Genomic DNA, 18,520 nt, shown 5'->3' with positions numbered 1-18,520 from the left:
GGAGCGATACAATAATGCGCCCATCGCCGATGAGTGCGACCGTCGATTTCGAGGCGGACGGCGTTCAGCACGGTTTCTTGCGGCTGCCCTACAGCCGCGATGATTCCGCATGGGGATCGGTCATGATCCCGATCACCGTCATACGAAACGGCCGAGGCCCGACTGCTCTTTTGACAGGCGGCAATCACGGCGATGAATATGAAGGGCCGATCGCACTCTTCGATCTTGCCCGCACGCTTGGGGCAGAAGACGTCAAGGGCCGCGTCATCATCGTGCCCGCCATGAACTACCCGGCGTTCCTGTCGCAGACCAGAACCTCGCCGATCGACAAGGGCAATATGAACCGCAGCTTTCCGGGCAGGCCGGACGGCACGGTCACACAGAAGATCGCCGATTATTTCCAGCGGGTCCTTCTGCCGCTTGCCGATATCGTGCTCGACTTCCATTCGGGCGGCAGGACACTCGATTTTCTGCCCTTCTGCGCCGCCCACATTCTTCCAGACAAGAAACAGGAGGCAAAGGGATTCGAGTTCGTTCAGGCGTTCGGCGCGCCCTACTCGATGAAAATGCTGGAGATCGACGCCGTGGGCATGTACGACACGGCCGCCGAGGAGATGGGCAAGATCTTCGTCACCACCGAGCTCGGGGGCGGCGGAACGGCGACGGCGAAAAGCGCGGCTATTGCCAAACGCGGGGTGATGAACGTTCTCGTGCATGCCGGCATCGTTGAGGGCATTGTCGAAGAGCAGCCCACCCAATGGCTCGACATGCCGGATGGAGACTGCTTTCTCTTCGCAGAGGAAGCCGGGCTCGTCGAATTTGCAGTCGACCTCGGCGCGGCCGTGAAAAAGGGTGAGGTTGTGGCTCGCATCCATCCGGTCGGAAGAACCGGCGGTCTTCCCGTCGAGCTCCGTTCAAGAATGACAGGCATCCTGGCTGCACGGCATTTTCCGGGATTGATAAAACCTGGCGATTGCGCCGCAGTCCTGGCGGTTTGAACCCGCAGAGATAATTCAAGCGCCGCGCAAAGGCGCGGCGCTGCTGCTGCCTCGTCACGACCGCCGCTCCGGCAAGAGCCGGTCGAGGCGACCTATGTCTCGGGCCGCCCGCGTCAGCGTCGATCTTCAGGTCTTGAGGGTCGCGTAGAGGACGTTCCTGTTTTCGCCGAACTCCACCTTTGCTTCAAACCGATCCTGATTTGGAAGGCCCCCTATAATCGACCACATCTCCGATTCAGAGCGCCATAGAAGGGCCCAGTTCATGAACGTTTCCATATATCCCTCGACGTGTATGTCGCGCGCGAAGTTGGCGAACAGAAATTGACCGCCGGGCTTGAGCATCTGCAGGCAACGTTCGGTAAGCTTCACCGCCACATTGTGCGCAAGGTAGTCGTAGAGGCCGGCCGCGTAGATAAAGTCAAAACGGCCCAGTTGCTGAGAACGTGACAAGAGCGTGCGGACGGAGCCGTTGATGGCCTCGACCGGACTTCCGGCAAAGTCGCGCGCCACCGACCCGACACTGAGCGGGTCTTGGTCGAGCGCCACCCAGCGACTGATCGCGCCGTCCTGCAACGCTTGCGACTGGTCCGCTTCCCTCAGATGTCCAGCGGCGATCGTCAGGATCTCGGTGTCGCCCGGCCGATCAGACGCGATGGCGTCCACCTTTGCGGTCAGAAGGTTCCGCCTTTCGCGAACAGCGACAGATGACGAAGCTTGCTTTGTGTATGCATAAAGATCCCGTCCGAGAGCCGAAGCCTGCTCGATTGCCGGGTTCATGCTCGGATGCTCGTAAATGAAGTCGAGAAGTTGCGCGTCGCCCGAGTAGCCGCGAGGTTTTTCGAAGGACCAGCGGGTCAGGGGATCTTCAAGAAGATAGGCCGCGACGGGATGTTCGCGCGCAATCGGCGTGAGGCGCTGCCAGACGGAGGAGGGCAGCTTTTGCCTCAGGGCACTCAGCCGCGTCGTCAGATCGCGGACGATTTCTTCCGGTGGCAAGCGGTTCTGGAATTGTTGCTCGCTTAAGGCGAGCAAAATGGCCAGTTCTGCACGCCCTTCAATGAAGCGTTCTTGCAGATACCCGCTGTCTGATAATTTTGAACTTCCCGCGATGAGATCGGGGGTAACGAGGCTAACTCCGTCGAGAACTGTCTGAAATCGGTTCACTTTGTTGTTTCCGTTAATACTAAGCTAATTATAGAAAAAGAAATTGCCTCGCGCTAGAGTTTAAAAAATGGCGCAATAGCTGAAAATTGGTAACCCATTGTGATCCGGCAACCTTGTGCCGGCCTGGGGCTTAACCAAAACTTCATCGGCAATATCTAACATCGCGATAACCTTGGCTGTGCCATCTGCAATGACCGCAAATTGTTTCGACGTCGCGGAAGCGGACGGAAACCCTTCAATTTCGATGAGTTCGGGTGAACCGTGCATGAGGCACACGCTGGCAGAAGTCGAGACAACGCTCTTTGCGCAGCAACAGGCTCATCAGTCCTGCGATCTGCGCGCGCTCTATCTCGAACAGGGCGATCAGCGTCGCAGAGCATCGACCCGCGCTGGCCTTTGGCTGGCAGTCACGGTCTATCTGATGTTCTTCGTGACCGACCTGCTCCTTGTTCCGGATGTGGCGATCTTCACCACGATCGCGCGGGTGATCGTCGGGCTCGGAGCCCTGCTCGTGCTTGAAGTTCAACTTCGGCGAGGCGTTCGTACCAACTACCTCGATCTGACATGCGCGGCCGCCTTGGTCCTCGGCTATGCGGGATGGGTCATTCCGACGCTGTTGACGACAAGAGTTGAAAGTCTGTCCTACTATATGGTGTTCGGCGCGATCTTCATGATGGGCGCGAACCTCTTCTTCAGCTTCCGCTTTGCATTGTCGGTTATCGCATCGAGCCTGGTGCTGGCGATTTTCCTTGCATCGCTTGCAGTCTTCAGTCCCGGGCCTTCCTACGATCTCGCTTTCGTGACGTTCTACCTGTCGTGTTTCACATTCACGTCCTATGTGAACTGGAAGCTTAACAAGGAACGCTTCAACGTCTTCCTCAACGCGCATGAGGCAGACCTCCAGCACCAGGAAGCCTCGGAGCGGGGAAAGGCACTTCTGAGGCTGTCGAATACCGACCCATTGACCGGACTGGAAAATCGAAGGGCCGTCGACCAGCAGTTGCGTGACTTTTGGGAGAAATGGCAGACGCAGGGGATCGAATTTGCCACGTTTCTGATCGATGTCGATTTCTTCAAAAAGTATAATGACTTCTATGGCCATCAGGAGGGGGACAAATGCCTCATTGCTGTGGCGACGGCTCTTGACGACGCTGTGGCGCCTATCGGGGCGACGATTGGGCGTTACGGCGGCGAGGAATTCATCGTAATCGCTGCCCTGCGCAACGACGTGGAGGCTGCGGATCTCGCTGAAAAACTCCGTCGAACCGTCGAAGACCTTAAAATTGCGCACGGGCAGCGTCTCGACGGGGTGCCGGTGGTGACGGTCAGCGTTGGCGCGGCAGTCACAAGACCAGAATCTGGTTCAAAACTTGAGAAAATCATCAACGAAGCAGATCGCGCTCTTTACTCGGCGAAAGCAAATGGCCGCAATTGCGCAGAACTTTTCGATCCGAATGATCCTCAAAGCGGTGACGAAACGGCGCACATAGCCGCGCTTTTGAAGGTTGCCGTGCCGCAGAAGCTCGTCTCCCTTGTCTATCAACCGATTCAAGAGGTCGAAAGTGGCAAGGTGCATGCGGTTGAGGCTCTCATGCGACTGAGCATGCCTGACGGCACTGCAGCGGCACCAAGTCTCTTCATTCCGGTCGCCGAGCGATCCGGCGCGATAATGGAACTTGGCTATTGGGCGCTGCGCACCGTTTGCAGGGAACTGCTGGCTGCAAATCATGTCGAACTGGTGAGCGTGAATGTTTCGCCGATCCAGTTGAGAGCACCTGGTTTTGCCTCCTGCGTCGCCGCCGTCCTTTCCGAAACTGGCGTGATGGGCTCAAGGATCGCGTTCGAAATAACCGAGGGGCTTGAACTGGAAATGCATTCGGATGTCATCCGTTGCATTAGCGACCTGAAAGCGCTTGGCATCAAGATCTGGCTGGACGACTTTGGGACCGGCTTTGCGGGTCTCTCCTGGCTTCGCCTGATCGACTTCGACACCGTCAAGATTGATCGATCCTTCCTTCACGACAGCGATACTGCGCGTGGAAGATCCATGCTGCGCGATATAATCCGGCTCATCCGCAATCGTGGGCATCGCATTCTTGTAGAAGGCGTCGAAACGGAGGAACAGCTCGAGCTGATGCGGGAATGTCGAATTGACGATGTTCAGGGATTCCACGTGGGACGACCCGTTCCAGCCTCGGAATTCGCGCGCCGACCCGTGGAAGTGACCACGCCCGAGGACAACCTGGCCTACAGCGCGCAAGCCTCCTGATCTGAGATCCTGGGCTTAGGAAGGCAGCGCGATGCGCAGGCTACTCGAACATGCCCTTCGGCGTCTCGCCCTTCAGGAAGGGCTCGATGAAGGCATGCAGTAGCTCGGGCTGGTTGATGACAGCCGTGTGTGACGTCGCTGGCAAGACGGCGAGGCGCGATGCCGGCAGCGGCTTGCCCATGTCGCCCATGGTGCCGCCGCCAAGCAGCTGGAACATGGCGACGGAATGTTCGAGGGTCGCAACGTCGGCGTCGCCAGTGATGATCAGCACCGGTGTCTTCATCGCCTTGACGTCCGCTTCCCATGCCATCGGCTCGTGTTCGAGCGCGATCAGCTTCTTGACCAGGGCGGGAAAACCGTCGGGATTGGCGGCAAGCTTGCGATAGTCCTTGGCAAACGGCATGCCGACAAACATTTCCACCGTCATTTGCGGGATGAAGGCCCTGAACTCCGGCTGCCAGCCTTCAGCATCATAAGCGACGGAGGCTGCGATCAGCTTGTTCACCTTTTCGGGATGGCGGATGGCAACTTGCAGCCCGGCGGCCGCACCCATGGAGTAGCCGAATATGTCGGCCTTCTTGAGCCCGACCGCGTCCATAAAGGCCGCCACGTCCTCGGCCAGGTTGGGATAGGTGATCGGCCGGTCGATGTCGGTGGTGCGGCCGTGCCCCTGGAGTTCGATCGCGTAGACCTTATGGGTTTTGGCGAGCTTCGGGATAATTGTTCCCATGGAGGGGATGTTCATATAGGCGCCGTGCAGCACGACCAACGGATCGCCATCGCCGGACACTTCGTAATAAATCTGCATGCCGTTGACCTTAACGCGGTTGCCCGCCGGTTGGGCCTCGGCAAGGAGGGAGCTTGTGACAAGCAGGGCTGTTGTAATTAGGGCCGTGCGGAACATGGGTCTTTCCTCTCTATTGCGTGCGTTTTGCCAATGCTGATGATAAGACGAAGGGCCCTTGTGCAATCCGACAGGCAAGGGTTGGAAATTTTTCCGGATAATCGGGTGGCAGCGCCGTGGTAGATGTCGCCGCCCCTTTCAGGCTCGCAGATCAAATTTCACGAAGCTTTCATAATTGCGAATAAGTCGCACTTGCAAATATGGAGGCCTTTCCATAAGACTGCATATGCAAATCATTCGCAGCAAGGAGCAACGGCATGTTGAAACGGGTAGGGCACTTGTTGGCCGGACTGATCGCGGCGGCAATCGTGTCGGGCGCAGCAATGCCGGCAGCGGCTCAGGAGAAGTTCAAGGCGGTGACGACATTTACGGTCATCGCCGACATGGCCAAGAACGTGGCGGGCGATGCCGCCATCGTGGAATCGATCACCAAACCGGGTGCGGAAATCCACAATTATTCGCCGACACCCGGTGACATACAAAGGGCGCAGGGCGCTCAACTTATCCTCTGGAACGGCCTTAATCTCGAGCGCTGGTTCGAAAGGTTTTTCGTCAATCTCCGGGACGTTCCGGGTGTCGTCGTCTCGGAAGGCGTTCAACCGATGAGCATTTCCGAAGGACCATATACCGGCAAGCCCAACCCGCATGCCTGGATGTCGCCGACGAACGCTCTGATTTACGTCGACAACATCCGCGATGCCTTCGTCAAGTTCGATCCAAAGAACGCCGCAGCCTACGAGGCCAACGCTGCCGCCTATAAAGAGAAGATCGAGGCGACCATTACGCCGATCCGAGAAAAGCTTGCGCAGATTCCCGAGGACAAGCGCTGGCTGGTGTCGAGCGAGGGCGCCTTCTCCTACCTCGCCCGTGACTTTGGCCTGAAGGAACTCTATCTCTGGCCGATCAATGCCGACCAGCAGGGAACACCACAACAGGTCCGCAAGGTGATCGATGCCGTCGAAGATAACAAGATCGCTGCCGTTTTCAGCGAGAGCACGGTGTCCGACAAGCCGGCCAAGCAGGTGGCGCGCGAAACCGGCGTACATTACGGCGGCGTGCTCTATGTCGATTCCCTCAGCGAGGAGGACGGGCCTGTGCCGACCTATATCGATCTGCTCCGCGTAACCTCCGATACCGTCGAAAAGGGCCTTGTCGAGGGCTTGTCGCAATGAATGAGCCGCTCAGCAATCTTGCCCGTCCCGCGTCTTTCGATGCGGGATCGGGCATTGCGGTGAAAAGCGCCACCGTTACCTATCGCAATGGCCATACTGGGCTTTGGGATGCGAGTTTCCAGGTCCCGATGGGCACGATCACCGCGCTGGTCGGGGTCAATGGCTCCGGCAAGTCGACGCTGTTCAAGTCGATCATGGGATTCGTGCGTCTTGCCAAGGGCGACATAAGAGTGCTCGGGATGTCGGTCAGTGAGGCGCTCCGCAAGAACCTCGTCGCCTACGTGCCGCAAAGCGAGGAGGTCGATTGGGACTTTCCAGTCCTGGTCGAGGACGTTGTCATGATGGGCCGCTACGGCCACATGGGCATGATGCGCATCCCGAAGGCGGCCGATCACGCTGCTGTGTCGTCGGCACTCGCACGCGTCAACATGAGCGACTTCCGCACGCGTCAGATCGGCGAGCTGTCGGGCGGGCAGAAGAAGCGCGTTTTCCTGGCTCGAGCGCTTGCCCAGGACGGCCGCGTCATCCTGCTCGATGAGCCCTTCACCGGTGTCGACGTCAAGACCGAGGACCAGATTATCGCATTGCTTCGCGAGTTGCGCGACGAGGGCCGGGTCATGCTGGTTTCCACACACAATCTCGGCTCGGTGCCTGAATTCTGCGACCGCACCGTGCTCGTCAAAGGCACAGTCCTCGCCCATGGCACGACTGCCGAGACTTTCACGCAGGCAAATCTTGAAAAGGCCTTTGGCGGCGTGCTGCGCCACTTCATGCTGACCGAGGCTAAGGATGGCCAGTCACATCCGATCGATGTGATGACCGACGACGAACGCCCGCTCGTACTGCAAGACGGCCGGTTCGTCGCACACGAGCCACGGGGTAATGGAGGCTCGCGGTGATGGCCCTTCTGATTGAGCCTTTCACCTATGAATACATGCTCAATGCCATGTGGGTGTCGGCTCTGGTCGGCGGTGTCTGCGCGTTTTTATCCTGCTATCTGATGCTCAAGGGCTGGTCGCTGATCGGCGATGCGCTTTCCCATTCGATCGTCCCCGGGGTGGCCGGCGCCTATATGCTGGGCCTGCCCTTTTCGGTCGGCGCATTCTTCTCCGGCGGCCTTGCTGCTGCCGCGATGCTCTTCCTCAACCAGCGCACGAGGCTGAAAGAGGACGCCATTATCGGCCTGATCTTCTCCTCCTTTTTCGGGCTCGGCCTCTTCATGGTGTCCTTGTCGCCGACCTCGGTGAACGTCCAGACCATCGTGCTCGGCAACATTCTCGCCATCACGCCGGAGGACACTCTCCAGCTCGCCGTCATCGGTTTTGTCTCGCTCGCCATCCTTCTCGTCAAATGGAAGGATCTCATGGTCACCTTCTTCGACGAGACCCATGCACGGTCGATCGGTCTCAATCCCACTGCGCTCAAGATCATGTTTTTCACGCTGCTTTCGGCATCGACGGTCGCCGCCCTCCAGACGGTAGGTGCCTTCCTCGTCATCTGTATGGTGGTGACCCCGGGCGCTACTGCCTATCTGCTGACGGACCGATTTCCCCGGCTGCTTGCGATCGCCGTCGTCATTGGCGCGGCGACCAGTTTCGTCGGTGCCTATGCGAGTTATTTCCTGGACGGCGCAACTGGCGGCATCATCGTCGTGCTGCAGACCCTCCTCTTCCTGGTCGCCTTCTTCCTTGCGCCCAAACATGGAATGCTGGCGGCGCGTCGCAAGGCGGCCGAAGTTCACGAGGCCCATCGATGAATATCCTTGAGACGCTGGCTTCGCCCTTCCAGTTCGGCTTTATGGTCAATGCGCTGGTCATCTCGATGTTTGTGGCCGTGCCGACGGCGCTGCTTTCCTGCTTTCTCGTGGTCAAGGGCTGGTCGTTGCTGGGCGATGCCATCTCCCATGCGGTTTTTCCCGGCGTGGTCATTGCGTATATCGTCGGCATCCCTTTTGCGGTCGGCGCCTTCGTCACCGGCATGTTGTGTGCGGTTGCCACTGGCTTTTTGAAAGACAACAGCCGCATCAAGCAGGATACGGTGATGGGCATCGTGTTTTCCGGCATGTTCGGCTTCGGCCTGGTGCTCTACGTCAAAATCCAGTCCGAGGTGCATCTCGATCACATATTGTTCGGGGACATGCTGGGCGTTGGCTGGCGCGACATTGCCGAGGCGGCCGTCATTGCGGCAATGACTGCGGGCATCATCGGTATCAAGTGGAAGGATTTCCTGCTGCATGCCTTCGATCCGGCCCAGGCGAGGGCGGTCGGCCTTCGGGTCAATCTGTTGCACTACGGCTTGCTCTGCCTGATTTCGCTGACTGTTGTCGGCGCGTTGAAGGCGGTCGGAATTATTCTCGCCATCGCGATGCTCATTGCACCGGGCGCTATTGCCTTCCTGCTGACGCGCAGCTTCAGCAGGATGCTCATCCTGTCGGTGGTCATTGCGTTAATCGCTTCAGGTGCTGGAATCTATCTGTCGTTTTTCATTGATAGCGCACCTGCGCCGACCATTGTGTTGATGCTCTCCATCCTGTTTACGGCGGCCTTTACCGTCACCGTAAGGACGAGGCGGTCGCAGACGACACCGCAATAGGTCGATGCGGGACGGGCCAGAAACAGTGCGGGGTCTGCGAGGTCTCTCCTCCGATCCTGCGACGACACGATGCTTCATGACGGATTGATGACAAAATTGAAAAACAGCTGAAAACCGCAGCTGCCTATTTGACATGGGAGCCTTCTAGAGAGGTCGCCAAGAAGCGCCGCTCGCCTAAAAGGACGTTTGACGCTTCCCTCACCCGGAGGCGCGTCCATGAAAATCATTCAGATCACCGATACGCATTTCAGCCCGAACAAGCCGCATTTCAACGGCAATTGGGCGCCGCTTTTGACATGGATCGAAAAAACCGGTGCCGATCTGATCATCCATACCGGCGATCTCAGCGTCGACGGCGCGGATCTGGACGAGGACATCATCTTTTCGATGGGCCTCATGCGCCAGGCTTCCATCCCGATGCTTATCGTTCCGGGAAACCACGATGTCGGCGATCTCCCAGGCTCGCGTCAGCCGGTCAATACTGAGCGGCTTCAGCGCTGGCGGCGGCTGGCCGGCGAGGACCGATGGCTGGAGGACGCAGGCTCCTGGCGCTTCGTCGGTCTTAATTCGCTGCTGCTCGGCCATGAGGATGACGAGGAGGAAACGCAGTTCGAATGGCTCCGGAAGGCTTTGGAAGACCGGGGCGGCCGGCGCGTCGCGCTTTTTGCGCACAAGCCGCTTTTCGTCGACGAGCCGCATGAAGGCGATACCGGTTACTGGAGCGTCAGGCCGTCCCAGCGCCGCCGGCTTTATGATCTGATCGCCGCACATGACGTCGCGCTCTTTGCCAGCGGCCATCTGCATTGGGCCTGGCAGGGACGCTTCGAACAGACAGCGCTGACATGGGGACCGTCGGCCGCCTTCATCATCGACAAGATGGAGCGTGAGATGCCGGGAAAGCGCCTGATCGGTGCTGTTGTCCACGAGTTCGGCGATGATGCCGAAAGCCACACCGTCGCGGTTCCCGGCATGACCTCGCATGTTCTCGACGACGTCGTGCACGAGGTCTATCCGCATGCGGCAAAGACGCAGGAGCCGGCCGAATGAGCGCGCTTTCGCTTCGCGGCATCACGAAGTCCTTCGGCGGCAGCAAAATCCTCAAAGGCGTCAGCCTCGATGCGCAGCCCGGCGAGTTCATCGCACTTGTCGGTCCTTCCGGTTGCGGCAAGAGCACCCTATTGCGTATCCTTGCCGGCCTCGACCAGGCCGACGAGGGCGAAATTGTGATCGGCGGGCGCGACGTGTCGGCGATGGCAGCGGCCGATCGCAATATCGCGATGGTCTTTCAATCCTACGCGCTCTACCCGCATCTGACGGCATCGCAAAACATCTCCGTGCCGCTTGCAATGCGCCGGCTCTCAAGAATGCAGCGCCTGCCATTTATGGGGCCGCTGACGCCCGGCCAGCGCACGATCCGTGCAAGCATTGAGCGCGACGTCAGGGAGATGGCGAAATCGTTGAAGATCGACCATTTGCTGGACCGCAAGCCTGGCCAGATGTCCGGCGGCCAGCGTCAGCGCGTGGCGCTTGCCCGCGCCATGGTACGCCAACCAAGCGTTTTCCTGATGGACGAGCCGCTTTCCAATCTTGATGCGAACTTGCGCGTCCATGCGCGCGGCGAAATCGTCGAGCTGCATCGCCGCGCCGGCGTACCCACCGTCTATGTCACGCACGATCAGGCGGAGGCTCTTTCAATGGCGGACCGGCTCGCCGTGATGATCGGCGGCAATCTTTTGCAGCTCGCGACGCCGCAAGCAATCTATGATGACCCAGCGCATATCGAGGTTGCCCGCTTCATAGGCCAGCCGCGCATCAACCTGCTGCCGGCGGTTGCTGAAGGCGGTATCGTGGCGTTTGGCGGGATCCGCCTGGCGCTTAAGACCATGGTGCAGTCGAAAGCTCCGGTCACCGTCGCCATTCGCCCAGAATTCGTTCACCTTGCCGAGAGCAGGCATGACGGGCTTGCCGCATGCATCGAGCGGATCGAGTTCCTGGGATCAGAGGTCATCATCTATTGCCGGCTGGATGCGATCGGCGAGACAATGATCGTCAAGCTTTCGCCTGCGCGGGCCGCCGGTCTTTCAGCCGGCGTCCCTGTCAGCCTTCAGCTCTCATCTGAACGGGCCATGGTCTTTGCCGAAGACGGCTCGCGCCTGCGCAATGTCGTTGCTGCTGCCGATGCCAAGTTGGAGAAGGCGCATGGCTAGCGTCACCTCCATGGCCATGCCGCGAGATCCGGCCGCAGCGCATCGGCTGAGCGAAGCCCGCATTGCCTGGATGCTGGCGCTGCCGGCGATCGTGTTGCTTTTCCTCTTCGTGCTCCTGCCGGTCGTTGCCGTCATCATCCTCGGTTTCACCGATTTCGAGCTCGGCTATGGCACGTTCCGTTTCGTCGGCTTGGAAAACTACGCTGACCTGATCACCGATCGCACCTTTCGCAGGTCGCTGTGGAACACGGCGGTCTATGCGGCAATTGTCGCGCCGGTCTCGATCTGCCTCGGGCTCGGCATTGCCATGCTGATCGAAAGCGAGACCACGGCGCGGAGTTTCTTTCGCACCGCGTACTTCCTGCCTGTCGCCTCGCTGATCGTCGCCATGGCGACCGTCTGGCAGTATATGTTCCATCCGACCATCGGCCCGCTCAACGCCCTGCTTTCGCTTGTCGGCCTTTCCGGCCCGAACTGGCTCGGCAGCTCCGGCACGGTGCTTTACAGCTTGTCGATCATCGGCGTCTGGCAATCGGCGGGCTTCAATATGGTGCTCTTCCTGGCTGGCCTGACGGCGATCCCGCGTGAGCTTTATGCCGCAGCCGAGGTGGACGGCGCCAGATCCGCAGTCGATCGCTTCTTTCTAGTCACCTGGCCGATGCTCGGCCCGACGACGCTCTTTGTCATCACCATCAGCATCACCAACGCCGTTAAGGTCTTCGAGACGGTCAAGACGCTGACCGAAGGTGGTCCGAACAAAGCCTCGGAAGTGCTGCTCTTCACCATCTACCAGGAAGGCTTCGTCTACCTGCGCGTCGGCTATGCTTCGGCGATGACGGTCGTCTTTCTCGCAATCCTCGTCGTGCTGATGTTCCTGCAGTACCGCCTTCTTGATCGCCGGGTCCACTACACATGACGACGAGCGCCTTTCCCCTCGTCAGACTTATCCGTCTGGCACTGCTTTGCCTTGGCGCCATTGTGTTTTTGGCACCCTACGTCTTCATGATCTCGACCGCCGGCAAGGCGCAGAGCGATATTTTCACCTCATCTCTGTCGCTGATCCCCGAGCACTTCACCTATGTGGAGAACTTCACCAAGGCGCTGAGCCGCGTGCCGATGGGAAGGCTGCTGTGGAACGGGGTCGTCGTCTGCGGGCTGATCTTCTTCTTCCAGGTGCTCGTCGCGATCCCCTGCGCCTATGCTATGGCGAAGCTGCGCTTCCGCGCCGCACGCATGATGATGGTCTTGGTCATGCTCGGCCTTCTGGTGCCGATTCACGCAACTGCCTTGCCGCTTTATGTGGCCTTCGACCGCGCTTCGCTGCTCAACAGCTATGCCGCCCTTGTCGCGCCCTTTACGATTTCGGTTTTCGCGATCTTCATGTTTCTGCAGTTCTTTCGCGCCATGCCGGATGATCTCATCCATGCCGCCCGGCTCGACGGCATGTCGGAACTCGGTATCGTCGCCCGCGTCATCGTTCCCAACGCCTGGCCTGCAGTGACCGCGTTTGCGATCTTTTCGGTCGTCGCCCACTGGAACGATCTTTACTGGCCGCTGGTCGTCATCAGCAGGCAGGATTATGCGACGCCGCCGCTCGGCCTGATGTATTTCCGCGCCGCCGAAGCTGGCGACGACTATGGCGCGCTGATGGCGGCAACGCTGACCATTACCCTTCCCCTCGTTGCCGTCTTCCTGCTGGCGCAGAAGCGTTTCGTCGAGGGCATCACCATGACCGGTCTTAAAGGCTGACCGGTTCTAACAAAGGAGAACGAGCGATGAAACATATCACCAAGCTTCTCGCCGTAGCGGCTGTATCGATGGCAATTTCGCTTCCGGCTCGTGCCGAAACAGCGCTTACGGTTCACTACCCCATGCCCGGCTTCTTCAAGGACGTGATGGACACGATCTCGAAGAAGTTCATGGAAGAAAATCCGGATATCAAGATCCAGTTCGCAAGCCCGTCTGCAACTTACGAAGAAGGTATCCAAACGATCCTTCGCCAGGTCGGCACCAGCGAATTGCCGGACGTCACATTCGTCGGCCTCAATCGCCTGCGCATGCTAAGCGAGCGTAACGTCGGTCTTGATCTGAGCCCGCTCGTCCAAAAGGACGGGAACATGGCCGAGCAGGGTTTCTCCGACACGATCCTCAAGCTTGCACAAGTCAATGGCAAGCAGGTCGGTCTCGCCTTTGCGACCTCCAACCCGATCATGTACTACAATGCCGATCTCGTGAAGGCAGCCGGCGGCGATCCGGACAATCCGCCGAAGACCTGGGACGAGGTCATTGCGCTTGGCGGCAAGATCAAGGCGCTCGGCAACGGCGTTGACGGCATCGATTTCCGCTGGCAGGGCGACGACTGGATGTTTTCGGCTCTGCTTTTCGGCGCCGGCGGCAAGATGCTGAACGAGGATGAGAGCAAGGTTGCCTTCAATGGCCCGGAAGGCCAGAAGGCCGTCGAGATCCTGCACCGCATGGTCACTGAAGGCGGCATGCCGGTCTTCACCAAGGCTGCCGGTGAACAGGCCTTTGCCGCCGGCAAGGTCGGTTTTGAATTCCAGACGACCGGCGCGTTGCGCAACACGATCAAGAATGTCGGCAACAAGTTCGATCTGCGCACGGCCAAGATCCCGCTGATCGATCCGGTCAACGGGCGCCTGCCGACGGGCGGCAATGCCGTCGTCATCCTGACGCAGGATGAAGCAAAGCAGGACGCCGCCTGGAAGTTTGCCAAGTTCGCTGCCGGCCCCTATGGCGCTTCCGTCGTCGTTCCAGGTACGGGTTATGTTCCGAACAACGAACTTGCCGCCAAGTCGGCCGAATATCTTGGCGATTTCTATAAGCAGAACCCGCTCTTCCAAGCGGGCTTGAGCCAGATGCCGGTGATGGTGCCCTGGTATGCCTTCCCAGGCAGCAATGGCGTGAAAGTCACGCAGACGATCGTCGACAACCTTTCGCGCATCGTCGACGGCTCTGCCGAGCCGAAGGAAGCGCTCGACGACGCAGCCGACGACGTTCAGGGCATGCTGCCGCGCAGCTGAGCCGTTCGCCTCAGCACGAAGCCGCCGCATCACACATGCGGCGGCTTTTGCTATGACGGATCTTGAGTGAGATCGCGTACCGTTCCGCCTTTGCGCAGCGTATAGGCAACATAGAGATGGCGGGCAGGGGCGGCGTTCTCGGCGATATCGAGGAGCAGCGAGGCCGCCGTCGCTCCCATGCTGGCATCGGGCATCTCGATCGTCGTCAGCGGCGGGTCCACCAGCCGGCCGATCGCGATACCGTCGAAGCCGGCGACGGAAACGTCCCGGGGCACCGAGTAGCCCTCGCGCCTGAGCGCGCCGATGACGCCGAAGGCAAGAAGATCATTGGAGGCGATGATCGCTGTCGGCGAAAACGTGGTCATCGCCTCGCGCAGATCGAGCTCCTCATAACCGCTGACAAACGGGATCTCGACCGCATCCAGCGGCGTAAGGCCCCTTACATGCATGGCGTCGACATGACCGGCATAGCGGGATCTAGCTCTGTCAGACGCGACGAAATTTCCCGATACGAAGAGGATGCGTCGGTGTCCCATAGCGATCAGAAAGTCGGTGAGTTCGCGTCCAGCGCTGCGGTTATCGGCCGTGACCGCAGCGGGAAATCGCTGCGTCGGCATGTTGTTGAGGAGAACCGTCGGCGGCAGGGACGGCAAAAGGGCGGCACTCGTCAGCGGATCGCAAACGGTGAGGATCAGGCCAGTTGGACGGTCGTTCAGGAGTGATGCAACGGCGTCAGCCTCGCGCCCCGGATCGTAATTGGACTGGGCAATTACAACGCCGTGACCGGCCACCAGCATGCGATTTTGAATGCTGGAAAGCGATGAGGCAAAAACCGGATTGGTTATGCTCGGTATCAGGACGCCGACAACCGGGCGTCGCCCAAGTTTTCCAGCGGCAAGTCCCGCCGGCCGATAGCCGAGTTCGGCTGCTGCCCGACGTACTTTGCGCACCATTCCGTCGCTGACGGGACCATTGCGGTTTAAGACCCGGCTGGCGGTTGCAAGCGAACACCCCGCGCGAAAAGCCACCTGTTGCAACGTGGTCATGAAATGCTCCGCAATATGACATCATCGAAAATCCCGCGCCATTCAGTACCACAAAATCCGCTTCTGATGCGCAGTGCGAATCGCATGGTTGCGCTGACAACGTCCGATTCTTTGGCAGCCTCTGATGCTGTTGACTAAAAAACTTATGATTCGAGCGCGTCGTTGATGGCGTCGATCAGCAAGGCGGCCGGAAACGGCTTCCGTAGATAGGCTATGCAACCTGCTCGTGTCGCCTGCACTTTCAGGGTGTCGTCTTCGAGAGCGGTGATGAAAATCACTGGAAGGCCGGAGCCAGAATCTTTCAATCGACGTTGCAGCTCGAGCCCGGACATGCCGCCCAGATCAACATCCAGAATAAGGCATTCCACGTTGTTTCGCACATCGCGACCGAGAAACGATTCCGCCGACGTATACTCCTCTGCCAGAAATCCGTGGGCATTCAGCAGCCGCAGGACGCTCCTTCGCATGCTTGCATCGTCCTCAACGACCGCCACCGTGCGGCGCAGGCTTTCCAACTTGTGCCTCTCTTTCGCTCGTGTGGAGGATCCTCGTCCCGTGCATAGGACTGTAGGCCTTCCACGGTACGTCGGATATTGTCCTAAGGGGAAACGGCGCGCTCACGAACGCTGCAGCGGTCTCGCGTCGGAATCGAGGAGGCCGGTTCTCTCGGCGATGGACACCGCTTCGGCCAACGAACGCACCCCAAGCTTTTCCATGATACTGTGCCGATGGGCCTTCACAGTCCTCTCGGACGTGCCAAGGGCATAGGCGATCTGCTTGTTGAGGTGGCCACGCACGATCAGCCTGAAGACCTCGGCTTCTCGAGGTGTTAAGCCAGCCACCCGAACCTGAAGCGCGCGAATGCGGTCGTGCTCCATTCGCCGCTTTTCGTATTTGACGAGCGCTCGTTGGATCGCCTCCAACAAGATGCTGCCGGACGCCGGCTTCTCCAGAAAATCTTCCGCGCCGGCCTTCATTGCACTGACACTGGCCCTTATGTCGCCTTGGCCCGTGAGGTACACGATCGGCAGCAGGGGCGCTTTCTCCAAAAGGCGGTCCTGCAGTTCACGACCGCTCAACCCCGGCAGATGGAGGTCGAGGAGGACGCAGCCAGGCTCAGCGGTGGGCAAGTGCGCGAGAAACTGATCGCCTGATTCATAGAGAGCCACGCGGAAGCCTGACGCCGACAGCCGCCGTCCAACTGCTGTCCGGAAAGATTGGTCGTCATCGACGATGTGAACGACGGGTTCCAATGGATTTATCCGCTTTGAGCAAGAGGCAGGACAACACGAAAAACAGCTCCGCCCTCCGGGCGGTTGTCGGCCCAGATCTTGCCGCCATAGGTTTCGACTATCGCGCGCGCGATGGAAAGGCCGAGCCCTGTCCCGGTGGGCTTTGTAGTATAGAACGGCTCGAAAACACTGGCGAGCTGTTCGACAGGGATACCGCGGCCCGTATCAGAAATCGACAGCTCGACCTCGGATTCCTTCGTCAACGTTGTCTCAAGCACGAGCCTCCTTTCAGTCGCTACCATCTCCAGCATCGCGTCCATGGCGTTGGTCGCGAGGTTGAGAATAACCTGCTGGACATGGATCTTGTCGGCTCTGACCGGCAGCTCCCGTGCAGCCCGGTTGGAACTGACAACAACACCCTTCCGCTCCGCTTCGCCGTGGAGGATCAGTATGGCACTGGTCGCCACTTCATTGAGATCGAACTCCTGCCAGTCAATCTCGCTTCTCTTCTTAAGAAGGCCTCTTATCCTGGAAATGATATCGCCAGCGCGTTGATCGTCGTCTTGGATGTCTATCAGGATCTGCTCGATCAGCTTGAGATCGGGCCTCTCGGATCGAAGAATGATTGCAGCCGCTTCCGCGTTGCTGCGGATTGCACCCAGCGGCTGGTTGAGTTCGTGCGCGATCGAGGCGGAAAGCGCGCCGGCTGTCGCGGACTGATTGAGATGAACCACTTCGAGGAGACGGCGGCGCGATTCGATTTCCGCCTTCCGACGGCGGCGGCGTTCGATAAGCAGACCGGTGATGACGATCCCCTGTGTCGTGATGACGGCAAGTGCCGCAACCACGGCAAACCAGTATTGCTCCCAGAAGGTCGGTTCCCTGAACATCTGGACTGTGCCTGGAGGAAGGTTCTTCTCCGGCAGTCCCCAGCGCAGTAGTTGCCTCGCGTCTGCGATATAGGTCTGGGGAGACTCGAGGTTGGAGATCGGCTTGCCGGCGAGAGCGTCGAGTGCCAGGTCCGCTACAGTCATGCCCAACGACTCGAACGTTACAACGTTGCCACCGACAACACCGTAATCGATGTAGGTGGGATATGGACCGTATATCGGAGCGCTGGCAGTCCGCGATATTTGCCTGATTGCTTCACGCGGAATGAAATTACGGCCGGCACTATCTTTGAAAATCGTCAGCGCGAGGACGATGCTATCTCGGGGAAACTCGGCGGCCCGCTTGGTGAATTCGTCGATGGTCAGATCCTCCAGGTAGGTCGTTTCGTAGTCCTTGGAGAATGCCGCAAGATCGGCCCGCGCCGTGGCGAGCCACCACCGATCGAATTCTGATGATCCTCCGATAATGAAGAGATAACGCGCCTCGGGCTGGAGCGCGCGCGCCATCTCCGCTGTCTTTAAGATGTCAAACTCGGTGAAGGCACCGATCACATCGCTGGGCAAGTCTATTTTTTCGGCGGTAGAGCTACTGAAGCCGGCGTGGATTATTTTTGCATTCTCTGCAAGCTGCTTGCGGTTCGCAACGATGAAACTCGCCGACTGCTCGCCAAGCGCAACGACCACATCAGGTCGACGATCAGCATATTTGGCGGAAAGATAGCGTGCCATACGATCAACATGGGCGCTTTCCGGAAATCTCGAAAGGTCGAGAAATTCGGAGAAAAGATCAATCTTTCCTTGGGTGGCATCCAGCAGCCGCTTTCTCACGGCCTCGCCGGCGGCGGTCGTTGCCGCTATTCGTTCATCATACGGGTAGAGAATGAGAACACGGGGAACCCGGTCCACGATCTCCATGGACATGGACGGTGTCGAAGCAACCATTACAAGGAAAAAATAATAGAAGGCGGCCGCACACGCACAGAGCGGGTTTGATCGAAACGCCCA

At 59.0% G+C, this 18,520-nt stretch carries 18 protein-coding genes; 11 read left to right on the top strand and 7 right to left on the bottom strand.

What is annotated here, in order from left to right; genetic code table 11:
• Positions 1–14: 14 nt before the first annotated feature.
• On the top strand, positions 15–998 hold the full coding sequence (doeB, locus tag BLP23_RS31845) for a N(2)-acetyl-L-2,4-diaminobutanoate deacetylase DoeB (RefSeq protein WP_407691823.1): 984 nt from the start codon (positions 15–17) through the stop codon (positions 996–998).
• Between the two features lie 126 nt (positions 999–1,124).
• On the opposite strand, the gene BLP23_RS31840 is transcribed toward doeB, so the two are convergent.
• Positions 1,125–2,162 (bottom strand): class I SAM-dependent methyltransferase, encoded by a 1,038-nt coding sequence (locus tag BLP23_RS31840; protein ID WP_092588674.1) that lies wholly within the window; start codon positions 2,160–2,162, stop codon positions 1,125–1,127.
• 60 nt (positions 2,163–2,222) lie between these two features.
• Complete coding sequence (locus tag BLP23_RS31835) at positions 2,223–2,429, bottom strand: hypothetical protein (protein WP_092588673.1); 207 nt, start codon at positions 2,427–2,429, stop codon at positions 2,223–2,225.
• On the opposite strand from BLP23_RS31835, the gene BLP23_RS31830 reads away from it, so the two are divergent.
• Positions 2,428–4,431 carry a putative bifunctional diguanylate cyclase/phosphodiesterase gene (locus tag BLP23_RS31830; protein WP_092588672.1) on the top strand — a complete coding sequence of 668 codons (2,004 nt, stop codon included), beginning with the start codon at positions 2,428–2,430 and terminating at the stop codon, positions 4,429–4,431. The two genes, BLP23_RS31835 and BLP23_RS31830, sit on opposite strands and share 2 nt — an antisense overlap.
• A 40-nt stretch (positions 4,432–4,471) precedes the next feature.
• On the opposite strand, the gene BLP23_RS31825 is transcribed toward BLP23_RS31830, so the two are convergent.
• Positions 4,472–5,335 (bottom strand): alpha/beta fold hydrolase, encoded by an 864-nt coding sequence (locus BLP23_RS31825; RefSeq protein ID WP_092588671.1) that lies wholly within the window; start codon positions 5,333–5,335, stop codon positions 4,472–4,474.
• Positions 5,336–5,592: 257 nt separating this feature from the next.
• On the opposite strand from BLP23_RS31825, the gene BLP23_RS31820 reads away from it, so the two are divergent.
• From BLP23_RS31820 to BLP23_RS31780, 9 genes are all read left to right on the top strand, one after another.
• Positions 5,593–6,507, top strand: a complete 915-nt coding sequence (locus BLP23_RS31820) for a metal ABC transporter substrate-binding protein (protein ID WP_092588670.1) — start codon at positions 5,593–5,595, stop codon at positions 6,505–6,507.
• A complete protein-coding gene (locus tag BLP23_RS31815) occupies positions 6,504–7,406 on the top strand; it encodes a manganese/iron ABC transporter ATP-binding protein (protein WP_092588669.1) in 903 nt (300 codons plus the stop codon). Before BLP23_RS31820 ends, BLP23_RS31815 begins: the two co-directional genes overlap by 4 nt.
• Positions 7,406–8,263: a metal ABC transporter permease gene (locus BLP23_RS31810; protein WP_139187148.1), complete on the top strand. Its 858-nt coding sequence runs from the start codon at positions 7,406–7,408 to the stop codon at positions 8,261–8,263. The genes BLP23_RS31815 and BLP23_RS31810 overlap by 1 nt, the downstream gene beginning before the upstream one ends.
• Entirely contained in the window at positions 8,260–9,099 is an 840-nt protein-coding gene (locus tag BLP23_RS31805; RefSeq protein ID WP_092588667.1) for a metal ABC transporter permease, read from the top strand. Before BLP23_RS31810 ends, BLP23_RS31805 begins: the two co-directional genes overlap by 4 nt.
• Positions 9,100–9,315: 216 nt before the next feature.
• The gene (locus BLP23_RS31800) at positions 9,316–10,146 is read left to right on the top strand and encodes a metallophosphoesterase family protein (protein WP_092588666.1); all 831 of its coding nucleotides are present in this window, start codon (positions 9,316–9,318) and stop codon (positions 10,144–10,146) included.
• The gene (locus BLP23_RS31795; protein ID WP_092588665.1) at positions 10,143–11,306 is read left to right on the top strand and encodes an ABC transporter ATP-binding protein; all 1,164 of its coding nucleotides are present in this window, start codon (positions 10,143–10,145) and stop codon (positions 11,304–11,306) included. Before BLP23_RS31800 ends, BLP23_RS31795 begins: the two co-directional genes overlap by 4 nt.
• Positions 11,299–12,222 (top strand): carbohydrate ABC transporter permease, encoded by a 924-nt coding sequence (locus BLP23_RS31790; protein ID WP_092588664.1) that lies wholly within the window; start codon positions 11,299–11,301, stop codon positions 12,220–12,222. The genes BLP23_RS31795 and BLP23_RS31790 overlap by 8 nt, the downstream gene beginning before the upstream one ends.
• Entirely contained in the window at positions 12,219–13,055 is an 837-nt protein-coding gene (locus BLP23_RS31785) for a carbohydrate ABC transporter permease (protein ID WP_092588663.1), read from the top strand. Before BLP23_RS31790 ends, BLP23_RS31785 begins: the two co-directional genes overlap by 4 nt.
• A 26-nt stretch (positions 13,056–13,081) precedes the next feature.
• Positions 13,082–14,347, top strand: a complete 1,266-nt coding sequence (locus BLP23_RS31780; protein ID WP_092588662.1) for an ABC transporter substrate-binding protein — start codon at positions 13,082–13,084, stop codon at positions 14,345–14,347.
• Between the two features lie 50 nt (positions 14,348–14,397).
• Here the strand turns inward: BLP23_RS31780 and BLP23_RS31775 are convergent, their stop codons facing one another.
• From BLP23_RS31775 to BLP23_RS31760, 4 genes are all read right to left on the bottom strand, one after another.
• A complete protein-coding gene (locus BLP23_RS31775) occupies positions 14,398–15,393 on the bottom strand; it encodes a substrate-binding domain-containing protein (RefSeq protein ID WP_092588661.1) in 996 nt (331 codons plus the stop codon).
• Positions 15,394–15,536: 143 nt separating this feature from the next.
• Positions 15,537–15,908, bottom strand: coding sequence for a response regulator transcription factor (locus BLP23_RS31770; protein WP_092588660.1), 372 nt, complete (start codon positions 15,906–15,908; stop codon positions 15,537–15,539).
• Between the two features lie 102 nt (positions 15,909–16,010).
• The gene (locus BLP23_RS31765) at positions 16,011–16,655 is read right to left on the bottom strand and encodes a response regulator transcription factor (RefSeq protein WP_092588659.1); all 645 of its coding nucleotides are present in this window, start codon (positions 16,653–16,655) and stop codon (positions 16,011–16,013) included.
• Entirely contained in the window at positions 16,652–18,430 is a 1,779-nt protein-coding gene (locus BLP23_RS31760; RefSeq protein WP_092588702.1) for a sensor histidine kinase, read from the bottom strand. The genes BLP23_RS31765 and BLP23_RS31760 overlap by 4 nt, the downstream gene beginning before the upstream one ends.
• Positions 18,431–18,520 lie beyond the last annotated feature (90 nt).

It is taken from the genome of Rhizobium mongolense subsp. loessense (assembly GCF_900099775.1).
Lineage (GTDB): Bacteria > Pseudomonadota > Alphaproteobacteria > Rhizobiales > Rhizobiaceae > Rhizobium > Rhizobium loessense.
This window is presented reverse-complemented; position numbering and strand designations above follow the sequence as displayed.

Bases quoted from the DNA above. Each gene is read 5' to 3' on its own strand.
- doeB (WP_407691823.1), top strand. From the start codon at position 15: ATGCGCCCATCGCCGATGAGTGCGACCGTCGATTTCGAGGCGGACGGC.
- BLP23_RS31830 (WP_092588672.1), top strand. From the start codon at position 2,428: ATGAGGCACACGCTGGCAGAAGTCGAGACAACGCTCTTTGCGCAGCAA.
- BLP23_RS31835 (WP_092588673.1), bottom strand. From the start codon at position 2,429: ATGCACGGTTCACCCGAACTCATCGAAATTGAAGGGTTTCCGTCCGCT.
- BLP23_RS31825 (WP_092588671.1), bottom strand. From the start codon at position 5,335: ATGTTCCGCACGGCCCTAATTACAACAGCCCTGCTTGTCACAAGCTCC.
- BLP23_RS31820 (WP_092588670.1), top strand. From the start codon at position 5,593: ATGTTGAAACGGGTAGGGCACTTGTTGGCCGGACTGATCGCGGCGGCA.
- BLP23_RS31815 (WP_092588669.1), top strand. From the start codon at position 6,504: ATGAATGAGCCGCTCAGCAATCTTGCCCGTCCCGCGTCTTTCGATGCG.
- BLP23_RS31810 (WP_139187148.1), top strand. From the start codon at position 7,406: ATGGCCCTTCTGATTGAGCCTTTCACCTATGAATACATGCTCAATGCC.
- BLP23_RS31805 (WP_092588667.1), top strand. From the start codon at position 8,260: ATGAATATCCTTGAGACGCTGGCTTCGCCCTTCCAGTTCGGCTTTATG.
- BLP23_RS31800 (WP_092588666.1), top strand. From the start codon at position 9,316: ATGAAAATCATTCAGATCACCGATACGCATTTCAGCCCGAACAAGCCG.
- BLP23_RS31795 (WP_092588665.1), top strand. From the start codon at position 10,143: ATGAGCGCGCTTTCGCTTCGCGGCATCACGAAGTCCTTCGGCGGCAGC.
- BLP23_RS31790 (WP_092588664.1), top strand. From the start codon at position 11,299: ATGGCTAGCGTCACCTCCATGGCCATGCCGCGAGATCCGGCCGCAGCG.
- BLP23_RS31785 (WP_092588663.1), top strand. From the start codon at position 12,219: ATGACGACGAGCGCCTTTCCCCTCGTCAGACTTATCCGTCTGGCACTG.
- BLP23_RS31780 (WP_092588662.1), top strand. From the start codon at position 13,082: ATGAAACATATCACCAAGCTTCTCGCCGTAGCGGCTGTATCGATGGCA.
- BLP23_RS31775 (WP_092588661.1), bottom strand. From the start codon at position 15,393: ATGACCACGTTGCAACAGGTGGCTTTTCGCGCGGGGTGTTCGCTTGCA.
- BLP23_RS31760 (WP_092588702.1), bottom strand. From the start codon at position 18,430: ATGGAGATCGTGGACCGGGTTCCCCGTGTTCTCATTCTCTACCCGTAT.